This is a genomic window from Kitasatospora sp. NPDC042419 (assembly GCF_056437345.1).
This window is the reverse complement of the sequence record NZ_JBWKAW010000003.1, coordinates 437230-457636: the sequence shown is the minus strand read 5'-3', so window position 1 is coordinate 457636 and position 20407 is coordinate 437230. Positions and strand designations below refer to the sequence as shown.

The window sequence follows — 20407 nt, the reverse complement described above, 5'->3', positions numbered from 1 at the left end:
TGCGCCGCCAGCGGGGCCGCCCATAGCGGGGCGCGAGACAGGAGCGGCGGGCGGAAACGCGGCGGCGCGCGGCCCGCCTCTGGCGGGCCGCCCTTGATCCAGTAATGAAACTTTGAACACCGCCTCCCCCTGCCCTCTTCGTCTGCCTGGATCTGGCCGCCTTCCGCCGGCCGTGCACCTTCCTCATCCCCGTCGCCTTGCTGGGCCGTCTGCGTCAGGAATCCGCGGTGCCCATCCCCGCGCGCATCCTGTTGGCCGGGCCCTGACTGCTGTCCGCGCGCCGTGATCCGGCCTTGGCCCTGGCGGTGCTCCGGGTTGCTGCGATGAGTCCTGGCCCGATGTCACACCGATGCCCTGATCGGCACCTCTATGTGCGATGCCGCCTCCTGCCCGCGCCCGGACCCCTAGCACAAGATCGGCGCGATACGTCGGGCTGATCGCGGCTCATGGTTGGCCTGTGCGGTCCCGCTGCCGGGCGTCGCGGAAGAAAGTTCGCCGCAGATGTCACACGGGCGCCGATTTTGCGGCCTCTATCAGGTGAAGGGGCATTTCAGGAGCGAACCGGGAGGAACAGGGCATGTCGGATATGGGGGCGCGGTCGCCGGAGACTGTCCACAGGCTGTGCGTGGCGTACTGGCCATGCGGGCGGAGGGGCCTCTACCGGAGTTCTCCGGCCGGACCAAACCGGGGATCGGAGTGCACTGTGAAGCGGACCGCACCGGCCCGGCCATGGCTGGGTGACTCGGCGGGAGGTGTGGCTTGGGGTCGGCTACCACGGGCTGCATCTCCTGCGCAAGGACATGCCTGGTGTGCAGGATCAGTCTTGCTCAGGCGGACGGGCCGTTCGGAGTTGTCGGCGGGAAGGGCTTGCCGACGGGAGGAGGGGTGTGAAATGCGTCATGCCGGATCGTCTCACCCTGTGTCATTCCGTTCCGTTGGGTCTCGTTCTTTCTCGCTGTTTCTTCCGGGAAACTTCTTCCGGCTTGTCGCGGAGTTGAAGTGTCCGCCGTATTCGGGTTGTGTGTGCGTCAGATCCCGCACAGCGGGAAGCGCAGAAACGTTTTTCCCGCATGACGGGATCTGCCCGGCCGTTCGCTTCCCTCGGGTCCTGCGGAGTGCCACGGTGAGCTTCGGGGCCTGCACCTCGGGGCTCCTGGCTCGCCTGAGCTGGGCCAGCGCGGAACTCACCGGTCTTCTCACCGGTGGCCGATACGCGACTGTTACGGGCTGGGACGGCGCTTGGGGAGAAAAGCGGTGAGTTTCGCTGGGTTTAGTGGGGCGACCGAATCGGCTACGACGTACGGGGAGAACGAGCACTGATGCACGGCGAAATCGGCCGCCTTATCGAAATGCTGGCCACTGTCGGCGGCCAGCTGGCTGACCTCAGCGAGGAAATGGCCGACCTCAACGAGCGGATCGCTCGACTCGCTCAACCCGGGCCCGCATCTCTCGCATCTCCTGCTGGAACTGCTGGACCTGGACAGCCAGTCCGGTGACCAGCTCGGTAAGCGTGGAAAGGTCGGCGGCGGAAACCTGGACGGTCTCCCCGCCGGCCGGTGCCTCGGCCTGCTCGTCCCCGGCCGCCTCGCTGGACGCCTCTTCGCTGCTGGCCGCCTGCCCCTGGGCCTGCTCGACGGGAGGGTAGTAGCCGGCCTCCGCGAGGTCGCGCAGCACGTGCCGGGGCTCGGCGCCCGACCGGAGCTTCCGCATGAACTGCTCGTAGACGTCGTCTAGTTCGCTCTCGCGCATCGGCTGCAAGGTGTCGTAGACCGCGCGTTCCACTTCCTCGAAGGGCGTGTTGCGGTAGGGGTCGGGGGCGTCGGCGGGCTCGGGCTGCCAGTCGGGGAATCCCTGGATGGGGTAGGGCCGGGTGTCGCTGAACTGTTCCGGGCTCTTGCGGACGTAGCTGCCCCGGCTCTGCACCGAGTAGATCAGCCGCTCGTCCTTGAGGACTTTCAGGGCGGACTGGATCGTCGCGCTGGCCAGCCCGAACCGCGCCTGCAACTCCCGCGCGCTCGGCAGTTTCTCGCCGGCCTTCAGGCGACCCTCCTCGATGTCCTTGCGCAGGACATCCGCGGCCTGCTGATACGGGGGCCGTGGGTCGTCTTCGAGCGGCAGCGTCATAGGTCGAGGGTAGCCGCCCGCCCGTACAGATGACACACCCCCGACAGGTGTATCAGTACAGATGCTTGTTCCATGTGTTGCATGTGTCCTAGGTGTTCGGCTAGTGTTCTGGTCGTCGGAGTTCACCGGCACCTCCCCTTCCTCCTTGGAGTCCTTCATGGCTCGTATCACCATTCGCCCCGACCTCACCGGCGTGACCCTCACGGTGGTCCTGCCGCCGGTCCCGAAGCTGGCCGACGCCGCGACCGGGCAGATCGCCACCGACCGGGAGACCGGCGCGTCCCTCTACACGGTCCAGTTGCTGGAGACGTTCGAGGCGACCGCCCAGCTGATCAAGGTCACCGTTCCGGAGACCGGTCTCGACGCCGCTCTTGTGCCCGGTGCGATCGTGCGCCCGGTCGGCCTGACCGCCACCCCGTGGGCGAACCTGTTCAACGGTCAGGTGCAGTCCGGCGTCGCCTACCGCGCGGCCTCCATGGTCCCGGTGGTCCCGGCCACCGCCCCGAAGACCACCGCGAAGGCGTCGGCCTCCGAGCCCGTCTCGGTCTCGTGACCAGCCGCCCCGCCCGGATCGTCGGGCCCGTGGACTCCTCGTCTGCGGGCCCGGCCCCGGCCCCGGCGGTCTATCCGCTGCCCGCTCTGGACGACGACGACCGGTTCACCTTCGGCCTGGTGCGCGATCTCGCGGCGGTCCTGGCCGAGCACGGCTATCCGCCGATCACCTCGGGCTCGGACCACGTACGCCTCCAACAAGCCCTCTTCCGCTTCCTCTACACCCCGGATGTGACCCGATGAACACCACCGTCCCCTCCATCGGGACCGTGACGATCTCTCCCCAACTCCTCTACGTCGCCGGTACGTTGACCCTGGGCCTGTTCGCCTGGCTGCTCGTGATCTGCGGCCGGTATCTGATGGCCGACCCCGGTACCCGCCGGAGCATCGTCCAGGCGTGGCGCATCCGCCGGACCTGGCCGCGCCTGGCCCGGAACCTCGGCCTGACCACCACCGACCGCACGCCCACCTTCCTCCAGTCGCTCACCGCCACCGACAAGGGCGGCAAGCCCGAACCCCGCGTCCTCACCCCTGCCCTGGCCACCAAGGTGGACCGGTACGGCGTGATGGTGGAGGTGAAGACGGTGGCCAAGGTCGGCCTGGCCGAGTTCCAGAAGCAGGCCGATCACCTCGCTGACGCCTGGGGCTGCACCCGCGTCTCCGTCAACCCCGGCAAGCCCGGCCGCCTGATGATCCGGGCCGTACGGGACGAACCCCTCCTCATCCCCTCCACCTTCACCCCCGACGGCAAGCCCCCCGCCGACCTCTCGGTCTGGGACCTCGGCCTGGACGAATACGCCCTGGCGACCGTGCTGCGGATGTCGAACGTGCCCGGGGTCTGCGTCGCCGGCCTTCCCGGCTTCGGCAAGACCAGCCTGATCAACGGGCTGATCTCCCGCCTCGCCCCCTCCGATGCGGTGCAGTTCGCCGTCGCCGACGGCAAGGTCAGCGAAGCCCACGAAGGCGACTACGCGGACGTGGTGGACCGCCTCTTCGCGTTCGTCGGTGACGACCTGGAAGCGGCGAACAAGCTGTTCACGCGCCTGGTGGACCTGCGGCGTTCCCGCTCCTCCAACATCCGGCGCCTGCTCGGCACGCCGAACATGTGGTCGGTCGGACCGTCCAAGAAGTGGCCGCTGGTGGTCCTCGTCATCGACGAAGCCCACACCTACTTCCGCGACTACAAGGGCTCCGACCCCACCACCAAGAAGTACGCCGCCCTGACCGCCGAGAACGCCCGGCTGGTCGAAGACCTGGTCAAGAAGGGCCGCTCGGTCGGCATCGTCGTCATCGTCGCCACCCAGAAGCCCACCGGCGACGCCATCCCCACCTTCATCCGCGACGTGTGCCCCGTCTCCCTCTCCTTCGCCCAGAAGACCACCGAATCCGCGGTGGCCGCCCTCGGCGAGGACATCCGCAACTGGCCCGACGCCAACCCCGTCATCATGCAGGACCCCGGATACGTCGGCGTGGCCACCATGGCCCGCCAGGGACACGAGGGCTTCACCCGCATCCGCATCCCCTACGTCGATCCGGCCGAGGTCGCCCGCATCGCCCAGGACTGCGCCCACCTGACGGCCGACCCCGGCCGCCTCCTCGACCTCCTCAACCGCCCGGATCTCCTCAAGGGCGACGACCTCCACCCGATCGCCTGACCCCATGACCACAACCGGCAGACCACACAAGGGAGTTGGCGATGACCGCCACCACCGCGCACGGGAGCGGCCCGGCTGACCCCGGCAAGTTCACCCGCGTCACCATCACCGCCGTGATGGCGGTCATCGCCTCCCTCGCCTTCGTCTTCTCCTTCGGCAACGTCTGGGCCCTCGCCCTGCGCCTGGGTATCCCGCAGCCGATCGCCCCGCTGATCGCCCCCATGGTGGACCTGTCCGTCGTCGGCCTCCTGGTCGCCCTCCACCACCTCACCCTGAGCGGCACCGACCCCGAACACCTCGCCCCCGCCCGGCGGTTGATGCACCTGTGCGGCTTCCTCACCCTCGCCCTCAACATCGCCGAACCCATCGCCGCCGGCCACTACGACCGCGCCGCCCTCGACACCGTCGCCCCCACCCTCCTCCTCGGCTGGGGAGCCGTCGGCCCCACCCTCCTGCGCCACCTCCACACCCCCACCACCCCGAAGGACACCACCCCTGACCCCGACCCCGACCCGACCGCACCCGCCCACCCCGAACCCCTCCCCGTACTGGCTCCACCCCCGCCGCAACCACCAGCGACCGGCGAACCCCGCCCCCATCCGGGCCTTCCGCAACCCGCTGCGCTTCCCACGCCGCCTGCACCTGCAACGCCTGTCCTGACCGGCCCCGCAGCCCCGCCGTCCCCGGTTCTGCCGGATGTCCCCGGCCCGCTCCTGGCCGCTGCCCGCCGGATCGCCGACACCCACCACGCCACCACCGGCGATGCGATCACCGCGCCCGAACTGCGCGCCCGCCTCGGCGTCCCCGCCCACCTCGCCGACGCCGCCCACGCCCACCTGGTGGCCGCCCCCGCCTGATCCCCTGCTCCACCCGCCTCGCGCCGACCGTGCGAACACCCCGCCCGGTCGGCGCGACGGCACCCCCATGCCTCCCGCATCGCCTCAACTGCCCGGAAGGACAGACCAGATGACCGAACTTGACCCCCGGCAGATCCCCTCTCCGTCCGTCCGGGACCTCCTCAACCTCGCCCAGCGCGACGACTTCGACCGCATCGAAGCCACCGTCGAACGCCTCGCCGGATGCACCAGCCCCATCCAACTCGTGGGCCACACCACCACGTTCGACACCACCACCGGCGAAGCCGTGCGGCACTACACCACCGCCGCCGAACCCCTCGGCCGGCTCCTCACCGCCTGCGGCAACCGACGCGCAACCCGCTGCCCCTCCTGCTCGCGCACCTACGCCGCCGACACCTACCAGCTCATCCGCGCCGGACTCTCCGGCGGCAAGGGCACCCCCGAACAGGTCCGCACCCACCCCCGCGTCTTCCTCACCCTCACCGCCCCCTCCTTCGGCCCCGTCCACAACCGCCCCACCACCAAGAGCGGCAAGCCCTTCCCCTGCCGCTGCGGCACCCTCCACTCCGCCGACCACCCCGCCCTCGGCACCCCGCTCGACCCGACCACCTACGACTACGCCGGAGCCGTCCTCTTCAACGCCCACGCCGGAGCCCTCTGGGCCCGCTTCACCACCTACCTGCGCCGAGAGGTCGCCCGCGCCGCCGGACTCACCGTCGCCGAACTCCGCGAGCAGTGCCGCGTCTCCTTCGCCAAGGTCGCCGAGTTCCAAAAGCGCGGCCTGGTCCACTTCCACGCCATCGTCCGCCTCGACGGCCCCGAAGGCTCCACCAACACCCCGCCCGCCTGGGCCACCCCCGAACTCCTCACCACCGCCATCCGCGACGCCGCCACCCGGGTCTCCATCACCGCCTGCGGCGACTCCATCGGCGAACGCCACCTCACCTGGGGCACTCAGCTCGACGTACGCGAGATCACCCGCCCCGACCACACCGCCGACGGCACCGCCCCGCTCACCGACGCCGCCGTGGCCGGATACGTCGCCAAGTACGCCACCAAGTCCGCCGAAGGCACCGGCACCATCGACCGCCCCCTGTACTGCACGCCCTGCAAGGGACGCGGACGCATCCCCACCCCCACCGGCCTCACCGACGAGTGCACCTCCTGCGCGGGAACCGGCCTCGCCGAGCCCATCGCCGACCTCGACGTGGCCCAGCACGTACGCCAGATGATCCGCACCTGCTGGGACCTCGGCCACCGCGTCCCCGACTTCGCCGACCTCAAGCTCACCAAGTGGGCCCACATGCTCGGCTTCCGCGGCCACTTCTCCACCAAGTCCCGCCGCTACTCCACCACCCTCGGCGCACTGCGCGGTGCCCGCCGCACCTGGCACACCGAACAAGCCCGCCTCCGCGCCGGCCACCCGCCCATCGACCCCACCACCACCCTCGTCGTCGGCCACTGGCGCTACCTCGCCACCGGCTACACCCCCGGCGAAGAACTCCTCGCGCAAACCGTCCGCCACAACCGCCAAGCCACACAACGCCTCAAGCGAGAAGGGGACTTGAAGTGACCGTGATGACTGACCGCCGCTCGGCGTCCCGCCTCTGCGATGACGAGGCAGTGGAACGCTGGATCGAGAAGCACTTGGCCACGGCCCCGCGCTTCTCGGACGACCAGCTCCGGGAAATGGGCCTCATCCTGGGAGTACAGCTGACCCGCCGGACTGCTTCCACACGGGGATGAGCTGATCCACGTCGAACGGCTTGTTACCCATGCCGCTCGGCAGCGCGATGACCGCGTGCAGGGCCTTCTTGATCAGCTCCCGCTTCTGCGCCAGTGTCCTCGACTCCCATTCCTTCTCGACGTCGGCCGTCGCCTCCTGGGCGGCGGCCTTCGCCGCTATGTTCTTCGCCTGGTCCGCGTGCAGTTCCTTGATCTTCTTTTCGAGCACGGGCAGGTTTCGGAAGAACTGCTCGTCGTCGATCTCGCCGTTGTGCCAGCGCTGTTCCAGAGTTGCCCGGCGTCCCAGTGCGGCCTCCAACTCTTCCTCCCGCCCCCAGTCGGGAACCTCGGTGGCGGCTGCGGCGGCGTCGGCCTTGAGCTTCCGCAGGACGAGCTTCGTGATGTGCTTGTCCGTCTCGTCCCCGCGCTTCCAGGTGCCGTTGCAGCCACCGTCAACGGTCTTCTTGCAGAAGTAGCCATGGCTGTACTTGACCCACTGGTTGGCCTTCTCACCCTTCATCTTCGCGTTGCACTTCGTGCCGTCCTCCAAGACGTTGCCGCACCGGAGGATGTTGGTGAGCAGGTACTTGTGCACGAGCGCGCCCCCTGGCTGGCCTGTGCCCCCGCGCTTGCGGATGGCGGCCACGACCGCGAACCACTCCTTCGGAGTGACGATGGCGTCCCACTCGCCGACGATCGGTTGATCGTCGCCATCGCGCACCAACTCACCCTTGATCTCGCGGTATCCGCAGAGACGGGCGTTCATGAGTACCTGCTTGACGCTCTGGTACTGGAACAGGTTTCCCCGCGCGGTGAGGTAGCCGGCGGCGTGCCACTGCCGCGTGATCTCCGAGATGGACGCTCCGGCGATCACGTCCTTCACGGCCTTGTTGATCGCGTCGGCTTCCTTCTGCCGGAGAGTGATCTTGTCGTCCTCCCAGCCGAACGGACGCCATGCGGAGACAGACTGGCCACGGATGGCCCGGTTGCGGTGGCTGTTGCGTGAGCGCCGCTGCTTCTTCCGCGTCTCGGCGAGGGACATCGCCACTCCGACGAGGCCCTTGATCTCGAAGCCCTCGGCGTAGAGGTCCTGGACGCCGTTGGAGTCCCAGTACACGCGGCCCTCGTGGCTGGTGAACGCCCGAAGGTACCGCTCCCAGTCTCCGGGCCGCCGGTACAGCCGGTCGTCGTTGTCCGCCATCACGCCGTGGATCGGGTAGCCCTCGGGGGTGTGGCCGGCGCGGAGGTCTACGACGAGCTGTTCGAAGTCGTCGCGGACGACGTTCTCCTTGCTCGCGCTCTTGTCGTTGTCCGTGTAGCGGTAGACCACCAGCCAGCCGAACGACCGCGCCTTCTCTCCGAGGTTCCGGTGTTGATCCTCGACGCCGTGGGCGTCCTTCACGCGCCCGTCGAACGAGATGCGCGCGTAGCAGACAACACACTTCATGCCGGGGTTGGCTTCGAGCATCGCGCGCACCTCCTCCACGGACGGAAGGTCGGGCGGCGTCCCCCGGAGTGCCTTGATCAGCTCTTCACGTGCAGCCATGTGCGGGCCCCCTCAGCTGTAGCCAGTACTTCAGCCAGCAGAGTAGCCGATGCCGCTTTTGTTGAAGCTCTGCTCGATGAAGATCTCCCACCAGATCCGCGAGGAGCACGGGGACGGATCGACCGCGGTGGCGACGGAGTTCGACGCGGAGGCGCTGGCCGGCATGCAGGCCAAGTCCGAGGAGTTCGCCGCCCAGGGCAACCGCGTCTACCTCCCGCTGGCCGACTGAGGACGCCCTCCACCGATGTGCCGTGCTGGGAGGAGGAGGGGGCTTCCCAGCACGGCCCTCCGGCCCGCGCGGCCGGGGTCAGCCGGGAGTGCGTTCGTGCAGGCGCATCATCAGTGGTGCCGGCCGGATGACGGCGGTCGGCTTCGGGTCGGTGAGGTGCGCACCCGTGCCCGGCACCGGGGTCAGCCGCCAGCGGCGGGCTATCGCGGAGAGCGCGAGGGTGAGCTCGGTGATGCCGTAGACCTCGCCGATGCACTTGCGGCTGCCGATGCCGTACGGGATGAACGCGTCCCGTGCCATCGCGTGCCGGCGTTCCGGGAGCCAGCGGTCCGGGTCGAAGCGGTCCGGGTCGGGGTGCAGGTCCGGTCGGTGGTGGATGAGGTACGGACTGAAGACGATCACGGTGCCCTCGGGGACGTGCTGCCCGGCCAGCACGGTGTCGTGCATGGCGACCCGGGTCAGCAGCCACCCGGGCGGGTAGTACCGCATGACCTCGGTGAGCGTACGGGTGGTCAGGTCGAGCCGGCTCAGGTCCGGCGGGGCGGGCGACGCACCGTCGAGGACGGTGTCGACCTCGCCGTGCAGGCGGGCCTCCAGGTCGGCGTCCTGTCCCAGGAAGTGCAGGGCCCAGGCCAGCACGGCGGCGGAGGTGGGTATCCCGGCGACCAGGAAGGTGATCACGTGCTCGTGTATCTCCTCGTCGGTCATCGCCGGTGCCCCGCCGTCCGCCTGGCCGTCCCGGGCGGCCATGAGCACGGACAGCAGGTCGCTCCGGTCGCCGCCGGTGCGGCGGTGCTCGGCGATCACCCGGTCCACCAGTGAGTGGAGTTGTGCCCTGGCCGCGTCGTAGCGGCGGTTGCCGGGGGTCGGTACCTTCTCCAGGAAGGCGAAGGGTGAGTTCATCCGCCGGCCGACACCCTCGTGGAAGACCGGCAGGGCCCGGCCGATCACGGCTGCTGCTTCGGCGCGCGCTTCGGCGGTGAACATCGTCCGGGTGAGGATCCTCGTGATGATCGCGTAGGCGTGCTCGGCGACGTCGACGACCTGGCCGTCCGACCATCCGGCGGTGGCCGCGGCGACCTCGTCGCGAATGGCCGGGACGTACTGCCGGATCCGTTCCGTGTGGAAGACGGGCTGGATGATGCGGCGCTGCCGGCGGTGCGGCTCACGGGCGCTGGTGCCCAGGCCGTTTCCCAGCAGCTGCCGGAGCTTGTCGTAGATCGGCCCGCCCTTGTCGAAGGTCCTCGCGTCGGTGAGCACCTGCCGCACCAGATCCGGGTGGCACACCGCGTAGGCCCTGCGCGGCCCGAGTCCGATCTCGACCAGGTCGCCGTGCCGGGGGAGCGATCTCAGGAAGGCCAGCGGGCGGCGCTGGAGTTGCAGCGCGTGTCCGAGCAGCGGCAGGGCACCCGGGACGCGTCGGCTCCCGGGCGTGGACGTGGGGAGGGCGGACGATTCCGTCATCATCGGACTCCTCGCGCAGCGGCTGGTGTCGTGAGCGGCCTGACTCTTGCCCCGCAGGAGAACTGACGTGCGATCAGCTTCCGGCTTCACGGTCAGCCATCCGAGGAGGTGCTGTCAATGCGGAGCCCGGCCGGGTCGGCGGACCGCCGAGGCCTTCGGCATCACGCTCGGCACCGCGCACCGCGGTCCCGCTCCCGCGCCCGCTCCCGCGCCGAGGGCCGGCGGGGCCGGTGCGGGCGGTGCGGGCGGGCGCCGACCGCTGCGGGCGGGGGCTGAGGAGGTCGGCCGAGGGCGCGTCGGACCCCCGTGCCGTCGCGCCCTCGACCCGTTCGGGTGCCCCCTGCCGCCGGGCGGCTCAGGCCGCGTCCTCCGGGTACCAGCGGAGCTCGACGGTGTTGCCGTCCGGGTCCTGGACGTAGACGGAGGTCGCGGTGCCGCGGGCGCCGTAGCGGGGGACGGGGCCCTCCAGGACGGTGAAGGTCCCGGAGTCGATGACCTCCTGCCAGTCGAGCGGCTCGACGGTCAGGCAGATGTGGTCGACGTTGGACTCGCCGCGGGGCCGGCTGGTCAGGTCGATGATGGTCTCGGGGGTGATCCGGATCGAGGGGAAGGGGGCCCCGCCGGCCCGCCACTCGTCGACCCGGACGGGCTCCAGGCCGAGCAGGCCGCCGTAGAACTCCAGCGAGCGCTCGATGTCGCTGACGTTGAGCACGAGGTGGTCGAAGGCCTTCACGCGGACGGCGGTCATGACGGCTCCTGTCGGGGGGAAGCGGCACCGGGTGGTGTCCTCTACGATCCGCCGGTCGGCCGGTGCCATCAAGGCGGGATCGGTCAAGGATCGTTGAGCCGGGGTAAACGCCGGGGAGGGGTGGGGCCTGTGCTGGAACGGCTGGAGGTCGAGATCTTCCTGACACTCGCCGAGGAGCTGCACTTCGGCCGGACCGCCGAGCGGATGCTGCTCACCACCGGCCGGGTCAGCCAGGTGGTGCGGCAGCTCGAACGGAGGGTCGGCGGTCCGCTGTTCGAGCGGACCAGCCGCACGGTCCGGATCACCCCGGTGGGCCGGCGGCTGGCGGACGACCTGGCGCCGCTGGTGGCGGGCATGGACGAGGCGGTGCGCCGGGCGGTGGACGCGCACCGGGGCGTCACCGGGGAGCTGCGGGTGGCCTTCCTCGGGGAGGGGACGGCGCCGGTGCTGCTGAAGGCGGTGACGCTGTTCACCGAGCGGCACCCGGACTGCCGGGTGGACGTCCGCGAGGCCCAGCTGGCGAACACCCGCTCCGGCCTGCTGGACGGTTCGGTGGACGTCCTGATCGCCTCCTACCCGTTCGACGGGATGGCTCGCGGTCCGGTGCTGATGACGGAGCGCCGGGTGCTGGCGGTGGCGGCCGGCCATCCGCTGGCGGGCGAGGAGTCGGTGTCGCTGGAGGTGCTCGCGGACCACCCGGTGGTGCAGTACCCGGCGGTGACCTCGGCGGCGTTCAAGCGGGACCGCACGCCCGACCACACCCCGTCCGGGCGGCCGGTGACGAAGGGGCCGGCCGGCGGGACCTTCTCCGAGATGCTCACCCTGGTCGCCCTCGGCCGGGGCGTGCTGCCGGTCGGGGAGCACTCCCGGCAGTACTACCCGCGGCCCGACATCGCCTACGTGCCGATCCGCGACGCCCCGCCGATCGAGCGCGGGCCGATCTGGCTGGAGGGCAACACCACGGCCCGGGTCCGGGAGTTCGTCCGGGCGGCGGCGGAGGTCGCGGCGGCGGAGGGTGCTGCGGGTGTTCAGGCGGCGAGCACGGTGGACGGCCGGCGGACGGAGCCCCCGGTGCGGCGCCGGTAGTAGTGCACGGTCAGGACGGCGAGCAGCGGGCCCCAGAGGCCGAGCGGCAGGTAGGAGGCCCAGAAGACGACGGTCTGGTAGCCGTGGGTGACGAGGCCGGTCGGCTCGCCGGTGAGTCCCAGGCCGAAGGCGCCCATCGCCAGGGAGTACGGGAGGACCATCAGTACGGCGGCGCCGAGGCCGGCCGGGATCACCGCGGCCAGGGTGGGGACGGGGCGTCCGCCGAGGAAGGGGATCCAGCGCGGCCACCGCTCGCCCCAGGTGCTGACCAGTCCGAGGGCGAGGAAGGCCAGTGCCTCGCTGACCGCGCTGAGTACGATCACGTACCACCACAGGATTCCGGAGTTCGGGTCCGTCCCGGCGGTCGGCTCCAGCAGCGGGGCGTCGAATGTGAACGCGGCGATCCGCCAGAGGCCTGCGGGCAGTGCGGTCAGGCTGGTGACCCAGGCGGTCCGCACGGCCCAGCGCGGGACACCGTCGGCCGTCCGGCCGTGCAGTTTCTCCAGCATGGTGCGGGTGTTCATGGTGTCCCCTCCGGTTCGGCGGGCGGTGGTCGGCCCGGCTGATTCCGACGATTCCAGCGGGAGGCGGTCGGGGGCGTCCTCACCGAGTGCGAACCGCCTCCCCCGGCCGGGGGAGGGCCGGGACGCCGGGGAGGAGGACGGCTCCGGCGGGCGGTGGGCGGTGGGCGGGGCAGGCCGGAGGAGGCGCCGCTTTGTCGATTTGTGTCGAATAGTGGCACCGAAATAGTTGGTTGACATTCCAATGCGAAGATCAGATATTCTGCCGCCCGCGCGGTGGGGGGAATCCCCGCGCAGCCGCCGGGAAATACGCGGCCATTTCGGACTTTCGAGGTTGATGTGAGAATTCGCCAGACGTTCATGGCCGCTGCGCTGGTGGCGTCCCCGCTCGTCCTCGCCGTGCCCGCCCAGGCGGCCCCCGGGGACTCGGCCCACAGCGTGCGGATCGACGGGTTCGCCTCCGTCGAGCCGGGCGGCGGCTGGTCCGAGGGGACGCTGACGGTGAAGAACGACGCCGACCAGCCGGCCACCGCCGAGCACCTGGTCGTCTACATCGGCTCCCAGCAGCTCGCCGTGGACCAGGTCGTCGCCGAGTACGCGGACGGCGAGTCCGGCACCTGGCAGCCGGTGAAGCTCGTGGCGCAGGACCTGGGCGGCGGCTCCGGCGGCCAGGAGGGGACGGCCGCCGACCTGACCGGTGCCGCGGTGGAGGTCCAGCCGCACGCGGCGCGGACCTTCAAGCTCCGCCTCAAGCTGGTGCAGTCCAAGCACAGGGGCCCGGGGACGGATCTCCAGGTGCAGGCCTTCCTCGCCCCCACGCTCGGCCGGGACGGCCAGGCCAAGGAGTGGGTCTCGCAGACCGGGAAGACGGTCAAGGTGACCGGTCTGACCACCGCGATCGAGGGGCTGCCGAAGCCGGTCCCGGCGGACGGCAAGCCGCACCCCTTCAAGGTCTCGATCAAGACGGCCAACGCCTTCGACTACCACTTCCTGCCGCCGTCCTTCTACCTCTGGGCGGGCCAGGGGGTCGGCTCGATGGACGGCCCGGCCGCCTGTGACGCCCAGGTGGACGTCCAGGACCCGAAGGACGGCAGCTGGCACAAGGTCCCGCTGGGCGCGGTCGGCATGGTCGGCGGTTCCGTCGACACGACGAAGTGGGCGTCCGGCCCGGTCGGCAACCAGGTGATCAACGCCCGGATCACCCTCGGCAGGAACTTCAAGGTCAACCCGCAGGACAGCCAGCTGGACTTCGGCTACTACCCGGGCTCGGGTCCGGTGCTGCTCTGGACCGAGCAGGCCCTCACCACGACGCCGGTCGACGGCGCCCCCGAGTGCGTGGACCCGGGCGCGGCCGGCGCGGTCACGCCGTCCGCGACCGGTACGCCGGGCAAGGCGGCCACGCCGTCCGCGTCGAAGTCCGCCGCGGCTCCGTCGGCCAGCAAGGCCGCCGCCAAGCCGTCCGCCGCCACGCCGTCCGCGACCAAGGCGGCCGGTCCCGAGCTGGCCGACACCGGTTCCTCGAACCCCGCCGTGCCGGTGGCCGTCGCGGCCGCGCTGCTGGCGGTCGGCGGCGCCGCGCTCGCGCTGACCCGACGGGCCCGCCGCCGCAGCAGCTGACCCGCGACCGGCCCGGCCCGCTCCCCGGAGGTCCGTCCTCCCGGGAGCGGGCCGCGTCCGTCGGGAGAGCCGCCGCCGGGCCGTCGGCCCCGGCCGGTCGGTGCCGGTCGGCGGTCCAGGCGGTCGGTAGGCGGTCGGTCAGCGGTCGTCCGTGCTGGTGAGGGCGTGCGAGGCGATCCCGTCGCCGCCGGGCCCGCCACCGCCCGAGGCGCCGGCCAGGGCGGCGGCGGCCAGGTACGGGGGCAGCGCCCGCCCGCGCAGCGCGCGCTGCCAGTCGAGCCGGGCGTCGGCCAGCTCGGCGGCGAGGTCCGGGTCGGCGCCGGCCGGGACGGGCGCGGCGGAGCCGTCCCGCAGGGCGGTGAGGATCAGCCCGACGATGCCCACGGCCATCGCGGCCACCCCGGCGGCGAGCGCCAGCCAGCCCGCGGTGAGCAGCGAGCGGCCCAGCGCGAGGTCCGGGTCGGCGGCGCGCAGGCCGTAGCCGAGCAGGAGCAGCACCAGTGCGGCGGTCCAGGCGAGGATCGGGGTGAGCACGGTGAGCACCGGGATGAGCCCGGCCCCGCCGTCGGCCGAGCTCAGCTGGGCGAGCAGTCCGGGCGCGGTGGGTTCGCCGGCCGGGCCGGGCGGCCCGTGCGGTGGCGGTGCGGCGTGCAGGTTCTCGCGCAGTCGCAGGTAGTGCTCGTACTCGGTGGCCGCCGGTGCGGCGGCGGTGTCGGCCTCGTGCAGGGCGCGGGCGCGCAGCTGGTCGGAGGTGGGCGCGCCGGGCGCGCGCAGGGCGGTGAGGACGGTGTCGTCGCGCAGTGCTTCGTCGAGGAGGCGCTCGAAGTCCGGGCGGTCCTCGGCGAGCAGGTGCGGGGCGTCGTTCATGGGGACCCCGTTCATGCAGAACCCCGTTCGCTCCGCCTCGCGTATGCGCGGGGGCGGGGCGCGGAGACGGGCCGCCACACGGGCGGCCGGGTGTGGTGTGCCCCTGATGGTAGGGGCGGGTGGGGCCGGATCGACAGTGGCTTTCCGGAATTTCGCGCCCCGGCCGCGCGGGCGCGACCGTCCGGGCGCCGGGAACACCCGTTCGGTTGACGCTGCGTCAAACGACGTGGGCCGGACCGTGATCGGTCCGGCCCCCGGGGCGTGTCCGGTGGATCGGCCCGGGCCTCAGATGGGCAGCCGGGCGACGAGCAGCCGGCCGTCCATGGTGACGCCGCCGTCCATGGCGACGGCGAGGTCGTCCGCGTAGACGTACGGGCCGGGGATGTGCGGCGGCATGCCGTCGTCGGAGTGGACCGCGCCGGTGAGGTACGGGATCGGGCTGTGCCCGTGCACGACGCGCGTGCCGCCGTAGGAGTCCAGCAGTTCGCGGACGGCCGTCGGGCCGGAGTCGCCGCGGAAGGCGAAGCGCTTGGTGAACCGCCGGAAGCAGTCCCACCACTCGTCGACGCCCTCGTCCGCGAGCAGGTCGTGGACGGCGTCGTTGACCTCGGCGATGGACTCGCCGTACTCCAGGTACGCGGTGGTGTCGGAGTGCAGCAGCAGGTGGCCGTCCTCCAGCGCGATCGCGGGCAGCCGGGAGAGCCAGCTGATGTGGTGCGCCTCCAGGCGTTCCAGGTCGTGCTGCTGGCCGCCGTTGAGCCGCCAGGCGGCGAGGAAGGACGCGGTGCCGGCGGTGGACTGGACGGGCTCGTCGCCGTACCGGGCGGCGCCGAGGAAGAGCAGTTCGTGATTGCCCATCAGGGCGCGGCAGTACCCGCCGGCGGCGGCGGCCTCGGCGGCGAGCTGCATGACGAGGTCGATGACGCCGATGCCGTCCGGGCCGCGGTCGGTGAAGTCGCCGAGGAACCAGATCCGGGAGCGGCCGGCGGACCAGTGGCCGTCGGCGTCGATCAGACCCTGGTGGCGCAGGGCGGCGAGGAGTTCGTCGAGGTAGCCGTGGACGTCGCCGACGACGTAGAGCGGGCCGGGCGGCTCGCCCGGTCCGGGGGCCGGGTAGGGGTGGTAGGGCAGGCCCGGTTCGGCGAGCGGGGGGCCGAGTTCGATGGTCGGCGGGTCGTCGCTCTGCCGTTCCCGGTGGTCGGGGTGGCCCTGGTGGCCGGCGTGCGCGGGCGAGGGGTGGTCGGACAGGGTGGACGGCTCGTAGCCCGGCTCGTAGCCGGGGTGTCCGCCGTGGCCGCCGTGCCCGTCGGGGTGGCCGCCGTGCCCGTCGGGGTGGCCCTCGGCGGGGCCGTGGGCGTGCACGGTGTGGCTGCCGGGGCCGGGGCCGTGCTCGGCTCCCGGGGCCGGCCAGTGCTGTTCGAGGTACCGGGCGCCGCCGTAGCCGCTGTACGTCTCGGCCTCGTACGGGGTCTCGGAGTAGCCGACGGAGGGCTCTGGTTCGTAATAGGTGCCGTATGGCAGCACGTCGAGGTCCGGCTGGTGGCGGGGGCCTGAGTCCGGGTGTTCAGGCCCGGGGAAGCGGTCCTCGGGTGTCATTCGCCCATCATAGGAAGACCACTCTCCCGGCGTCGTCACCTGGTGGGTATCCAATCCTCCGGAGCGTCAGCCGGGCGGGCCGTCAGGTCCGTTTTGTCCCGACTGGGCATGGTCTAGACCGCGACCCCGAGGGGGCGCCGTCGCGGGGTCACACCTCGCCCGGCGGGCGGGGCGGGCTGACCGTGGTGCGCGGGCTGCGCCGTTGCGAGGAGGCGCGGACGATGAGCTCGGTGGGCATCAGGGTGCCGGGCGGCGGTCCGGTGCCGGCGGTGCGGAAACGGGGCGGGAAGAGCCGGGCGATGTCGACGCCGGTGCCGGAGTCCACTCCCTCGATGGCGTCGATGAGCAGGTTGACCACGGTGGTGCCGATCCGGCGGGGCTTGAGCGAGAGCGTGGTGATCGGCGGCTCGGTGGTGGCGTAGACGTCGCTCTCGCTGCAGCAGACCAGCAGCAGGTCGTCCGGCACCCGCAGGCCGTACCGGCGGGCGGCGGCGAGCAGGTCGGTGCCGTTGGGGTCGAAGAGGCCGTAGACGGCGTCCGGGCGGTCGGGGCGGGCGAGCAGCCGGTCGGCGGCGACGGCGCCGGCGGCCGGGTCGTGCGCGGGGTAGGTCTCGTAGACCGGCTCCTGGCCGACCTTGGCGCACCAGCCGAGGTAGGCCTCGGTGGAGAGCCGGGTGTAGGTGTCGGTGCTGGTGCCGGTGAGCAGGCCGATCCGGCGGGCGCCGGCCTCGGAGAGGTGGTCGAGGATGCCGAGCACGGCGGCCTCGTGGTCGTTGTCGACCCAGGCGGTGACCGGGCAGTTGCCGGGCTTGCCGTCGCTCACCACCGGGACGCCGGACCGGTACAGCTCGCTGACCAGCGGGTCCTGGTCGGGCGGGTCGATCACCACGGTGCCGTCCAGGGCGATGTTGCCCCAGACGTCGTGCCGGGAGGAGGCGGGCAGCACCACCAGTGCGTAGCCGCGGCCGAGGGCGGCGCTGGTGGCGGCCCGGGCCATCTCGGCGAAGTAGGCGAACTCGGTGAAGGTGAAGGGCTCTTCGCCGTAGGTGGTGACGGTCAGCCCGATCAGGCCGGACCGTCCGGTGCGCAGGGTTCGGGCGGCCGCCGAGGGGCGGTAACCGAGGCGCTCGGCGACTTCGCGCACCCGGCTTCTGGTCTCGTCGGGCAGGCGGCCCTTCCCGTTCAGCGCGTCGGAGACGGTGGTGATCGACACTCCGGCGGCTGCTGCCACATCCCGGATGCCGGCCCGCTCCAGACGCCGTGAGGTGGTGGGTCGCCGACCGCTCTGGTTGGCTGCTGCTGTCATGGCGGACCGATCGTATGGCTCCTGACAAGGGTCTGTGACCGGCGCATCGGGAGCCCTTGGAGATACGTTTCTCCGTTAGTGAGCCTGTGTGCGCCCCTTCGATACCCGCACGAAACCAGCCGTCTTACCTCTGACATGTGCCATGGGAACCCGACAGAATGGCTGATCTGCGCCTGTAACCCGACCGGGCATCTCACTCCTACGGGTGAGTGCGATCGGTATCGTTCAGGGCACCCGACCGGGGTGGACCGGGTGCGTTCCGACTTCCCGGACACGGCGGCGATCCCGACCGTGGCGGGCGAACGCAGCGGAGACTACGAAGGAGAACGACCGTGACCGCAGCACAGGGCCCCCGCCTGAGGCCGACGCTGGACGGCATCCCCACCTACAAGCCCGGCAAGCCCGCCGGCGCCGACGCCTACAAGCTCTCCTCCAACGAGAACCCCTACGAGCCGCTCCCCGGCGTGCTGGAGGCCGCGGTCACCGCCGCCGGCAAGCTCAACCGGTACCCGGACATGGCCGTCACCGAGCTCACCGCCGAGCTGGCGAAGCACTTCGGCGTCCCCGCCGAGCACATCGCGACCGGCACCGGCTCGGTCGGCGTGGCCCAGTCGCTGATCCTCTCCACGGCCGGCCCGGGCGACGAGGTGATCTTCGCCTGGCGCTCCTTCGAGGCCTACCCGATCATCACCCAGGTCGCCGGCGCGACCCCGGTCCCGGTGCCGCTGACCGAGGGCGGCGACCACGACCTGGACGCCATGCTCGCCGCCGTCACCGAGCGGACCCGGCTGATCTTCGTCTGCAACCCCAACAACCCCACCGGCAACGTGATCCACCGCGCCGAGCTGGAGCGCTTCCTGGACGCCGTCCCGGCCGACGTCCTGATCGTCATCGACGAGGCGTACATCGAGTTCATCCGCGACCCCGAGGTGCCCAACGGCATCGACCTCTACCGCGACCGCCCGAACGTCTGCGTGCTGCGCACCTTCTCCAAGGCGTACGGCCTGGCCGGTCTGCGGGTCGGCTTCGCGATCGCGCACGAGCCGGTGGCGGGCGCCCTGCGCAAGACCGCGGTGCCGTTCGGCGTCACCCAGCTCTCCCAGGACGCGGCCGTCGCCTCGTTGCGCGCCGAGGAGGCCCTGATGGTCCGGGTCGAGGCGCTGGTCGAGGAGCGGAACCGGGTGGTCGCCGGGCTGCGCGCCCAGGGCTGGGAGATCCCGGACTCGCAGGCGAACTTCGTCTGGCTGGCGCTCGGCGAGCGCTCGCAGGAGTTCGCGGCCGCGTGCGCCGAGGCGGGCGTGATCGTCCGGCCGTTCCCGGAGGGCGTGCGGATCTCGATCGGCGAGGTCGAGGGCAACTCGATCTTCCTCGCGGTGGCGGAGGCGTTCCGCAAGGAGCTCTGACCGTCCGCTCAGCGGCGTTCAGGGAGCCGGGTCCCGGCAGCAGGCTGCTGCCGGGACCCGGCTCCGTCCGTTCGGAGCCCCTCCTGCCCCGGGCCCTCCTGAACCCGGCCCCTCCGCGCGGCCCCGCGGCCGGTCACGGCCCGCCGCCGCCCGCCGTCGGACCCGTGCGCACACCACCGAAGCCGACCCGGTGGGTCCGTCCGTGTAAAACCGCCCGATAAGGTGTTAATCCAACATTCATCGATGGCCCATAGCCTCCCCGGGCTAGCCTCAAGCTGAACGCCATCGTCCGACCGGGAGGCGGAACCCCCGTGCAAGGCACTGTGTCCACAGCAGGACCCTCGGCGGTGAGCAACGGCGGCCCGGGGGAGGCCTTCCTCCTCGTCGTCGACGACGAGCCGAACATCCGCGAGCTGCTCTCCGCCTCGCTCCGCTTCTCCGGCTTCCGGGTGGCCTCCGCCGCCAGCGGCGCCGAGGCGCTCGAACTGATCGCCGCCGAGCGGCCCGACCTGGTCGTCCTCGACGTGATGCTCCCCGACCTCGACGGCTTCACCGTCGTTGAACGGCTGCGCGAGCAGACCAGCCGGGGCCTCATAGCCGGACCCGTCCACGGCCACCCCGGCGACCACCTGCCGGTGCTCTTCCTGACCGCCAAGGACGGCGTGGGCGACAAGGTCCAGGGCCTGGCCGTCGGCGCGGACGACTACGTCACCAAGCCGTTCAGCCTGGAGGAGCTGATCGCCCGGATCCGCGCCATCCTGCGCCGCTCCGGCGGACCGGCCGAGGACGGCCGGCTGATCGTCGCCGACCTCACCCTCGACCCGGTCGCCCACGAGGTCACCCGCGGCGGGGCCGCCGTCGCACTCTCCCCGACCGAGTTCAAGCTGCTGCACTACCTGATGGCCAACGTCGGCCGGGTGGTCTCCAAGGCGCAGATCCTCGACCACGTCTGGGCCTACGACTTCGGCGGCGACCTCTCCATCGTCGAGTCGTACATCTCCTACCTGCGCCGCAAGCTCGACTCCGGCCCGGCCCACGGCCCCAAGCTGATCCACACCGTGCGCGGCATCGGGTACGCGCTGCGCCGCCCGCCGCAGGCCTGACCACCCGC

At 71.5% G+C, this 20407-nt stretch carries 18 protein-coding genes; 10 read left to right on the top strand and 8 right to left on the bottom strand.

Features of this window, described 5'->3' with window-relative positions; genetic code table 11:
- Positions 1-1404 precede the first annotated feature (1404 nt).
- Positions 1405-2124: a GntR family transcriptional regulator gene (locus tag AC067J_RS09390; protein ID WP_478297296.1), complete on the bottom strand. Its 720-nt coding sequence runs from the start codon at positions 2122-2124 to the stop codon at positions 1405-1407.
- 157 nt (positions 2125-2281) lie between these two features.
- On the opposite strand from AC067J_RS09390, the gene AC067J_RS09385 reads away from it, so the two are divergent.
- The 5 genes from AC067J_RS09385 to AC067J_RS09365 all read left to right on the top strand — a co-directional run bounded on the left by AC067J_RS09385 (position 2282) and on the right by AC067J_RS09365 (position 6761).
- A complete protein-coding gene (locus AC067J_RS09385; RefSeq protein WP_478297295.1) occupies positions 2282-2677 on the top strand; it encodes an SCO3933 family regulatory protein in 396 nt (131 codons plus the stop codon).
- Between the two features lie 29 nt (positions 2678-2706).
- Entirely contained in the window at positions 2707-2919 is a 213-nt protein-coding gene (locus tag AC067J_RS09380; RefSeq protein ID WP_478297294.1) for a hypothetical protein, read from the top strand.
- Positions 2916-4331 (top strand): FtsK/SpoIIIE domain-containing protein, encoded by a 1416-nt coding sequence (locus tag AC067J_RS09375; RefSeq protein ID WP_478297293.1) that lies wholly within the window; start codon positions 2916-2918, stop codon positions 4329-4331. Before AC067J_RS09380 ends, AC067J_RS09375 begins: the two co-directional genes overlap by 4 nt.
- A gap of 41 nt (positions 4332-4372) precedes the next feature.
- Entirely contained in the window at positions 4373-5188 is an 816-nt protein-coding gene (locus AC067J_RS09370; protein ID WP_478297292.1) for a DUF2637 domain-containing protein, read from the top strand.
- A gap of 109 nt (positions 5189-5297) precedes the next feature.
- Positions 5298-6761 carry a replication initiator gene (locus tag AC067J_RS09365; protein ID WP_478297291.1) on the top strand — a complete coding sequence of 488 codons (1464 nt, stop codon included), beginning with the start codon at positions 5298-5300 and terminating at the stop codon, positions 6759-6761.
- A 123-nt stretch (positions 6762-6884) separates the two neighbouring features.
- Here the strand turns inward: AC067J_RS09365 and AC067J_RS09360 are convergent, their stop codons facing one another.
- On the bottom strand, positions 6885-8459 hold the full coding sequence (locus tag AC067J_RS09360; protein ID WP_478297290.1) for a recombinase family protein: 1575 nt from the start codon (positions 8457-8459) through the stop codon (positions 6885-6887).
- A gap of 49 nt (positions 8460-8508) precedes the next feature.
- Between AC067J_RS09360 and AC067J_RS09355 the strand changes: the two genes are divergently transcribed.
- Positions 8509-8688 (top strand): thiamine biosynthesis protein ThiC, encoded by a 180-nt coding sequence (locus AC067J_RS09355; protein WP_478297289.1) that lies wholly within the window; start codon positions 8509-8511, stop codon positions 8686-8688.
- 78 nt (positions 8689-8766) lie between these two features.
- On the opposite strand, the gene AC067J_RS09350 is transcribed toward AC067J_RS09355, so the two are convergent.
- Positions 8767-10155 (bottom strand): cytochrome P450, encoded by a 1389-nt coding sequence (locus tag AC067J_RS09350; protein WP_478297288.1) that lies wholly within the window; start codon positions 10153-10155, stop codon positions 8767-8769.
- A 352-nt stretch (positions 10156-10507) separates the two neighbouring features.
- Positions 10508-10900 carry a VOC family protein gene (locus tag AC067J_RS09345; protein ID WP_478297287.1) on the bottom strand — a complete coding sequence of 131 codons (393 nt, stop codon included), beginning with the start codon at positions 10898-10900 and terminating at the stop codon, positions 10508-10510.
- Between the two features lie 129 nt (positions 10901-11029).
- On the opposite strand from AC067J_RS09345, the gene AC067J_RS09340 reads away from it, so the two are divergent.
- Entirely contained in the window at positions 11030-11986 is a 957-nt protein-coding gene (locus tag AC067J_RS09340) for a LysR family transcriptional regulator (protein WP_478297286.1), read from the top strand.
- On the opposite strand, the gene AC067J_RS09335 is transcribed toward AC067J_RS09340, so the two are convergent.
- Entirely contained in the window at positions 11929-12510 is a 582-nt protein-coding gene (locus AC067J_RS09335; protein ID WP_478297285.1) for a hypothetical protein, read from the bottom strand. The genes AC067J_RS09340 and AC067J_RS09335 overlap by 58 nt on opposite strands.
- A gap of 357 nt (positions 12511-12867) precedes the next feature.
- On the opposite strand from AC067J_RS09335, the gene AC067J_RS09330 reads away from it, so the two are divergent.
- Complete coding sequence (locus tag AC067J_RS09330) at positions 12868-14124, top strand: hypothetical protein (RefSeq protein ID WP_478297284.1); 1257 nt, start codon at positions 12868-12870, stop codon at positions 14122-14124.
- Positions 14125-14262: 138 nt separating this feature from the next.
- On the opposite strand, the gene AC067J_RS09325 is transcribed toward AC067J_RS09330, so the two are convergent.
- The 3 genes from AC067J_RS09325 to AC067J_RS09315 all read right to left on the bottom strand — a co-directional run bounded on the left by AC067J_RS09325 (position 14263) and on the right by AC067J_RS09315 (position 17893).
- Entirely contained in the window at positions 14263-15006 is a 744-nt protein-coding gene (locus AC067J_RS09325; protein ID WP_478297283.1) for a hypothetical protein, read from the bottom strand.
- A gap of 270 nt (positions 15007-15276) precedes the next feature.
- Complete coding sequence (locus AC067J_RS09320; protein WP_478297282.1) at positions 15277-16587, bottom strand: metallophosphoesterase; 1311 nt, start codon at positions 16585-16587, stop codon at positions 15277-15279.
- 148 nt (positions 16588-16735) lie between these two features.
- Complete coding sequence (locus AC067J_RS09315) at positions 16736-17893, bottom strand: LacI family DNA-binding transcriptional regulator (RefSeq protein ID WP_078879728.1); 1158 nt, start codon at positions 17891-17893, stop codon at positions 16736-16738.
- A gap of 332 nt (positions 17894-18225) precedes the next feature.
- On the opposite strand from AC067J_RS09315, the gene hisC reads away from it, so the two are divergent.
- Entirely contained in the window at positions 18226-19296 is a 1071-nt protein-coding gene (gene hisC, locus AC067J_RS09310; protein ID WP_478297281.1) for a histidinol-phosphate transaminase, read from the top strand.
- A gap of 347 nt (positions 19297-19643) precedes the next feature.
- Positions 19644-20399 carry a response regulator transcription factor gene (locus AC067J_RS09305; protein WP_478297280.1) on the top strand — a complete coding sequence of 252 codons (756 nt, stop codon included), beginning with the start codon at positions 19644-19646 and terminating at the stop codon, positions 20397-20399.
- The last annotated feature ends 8 nt before the right edge of the window (positions 20400-20407 follow it).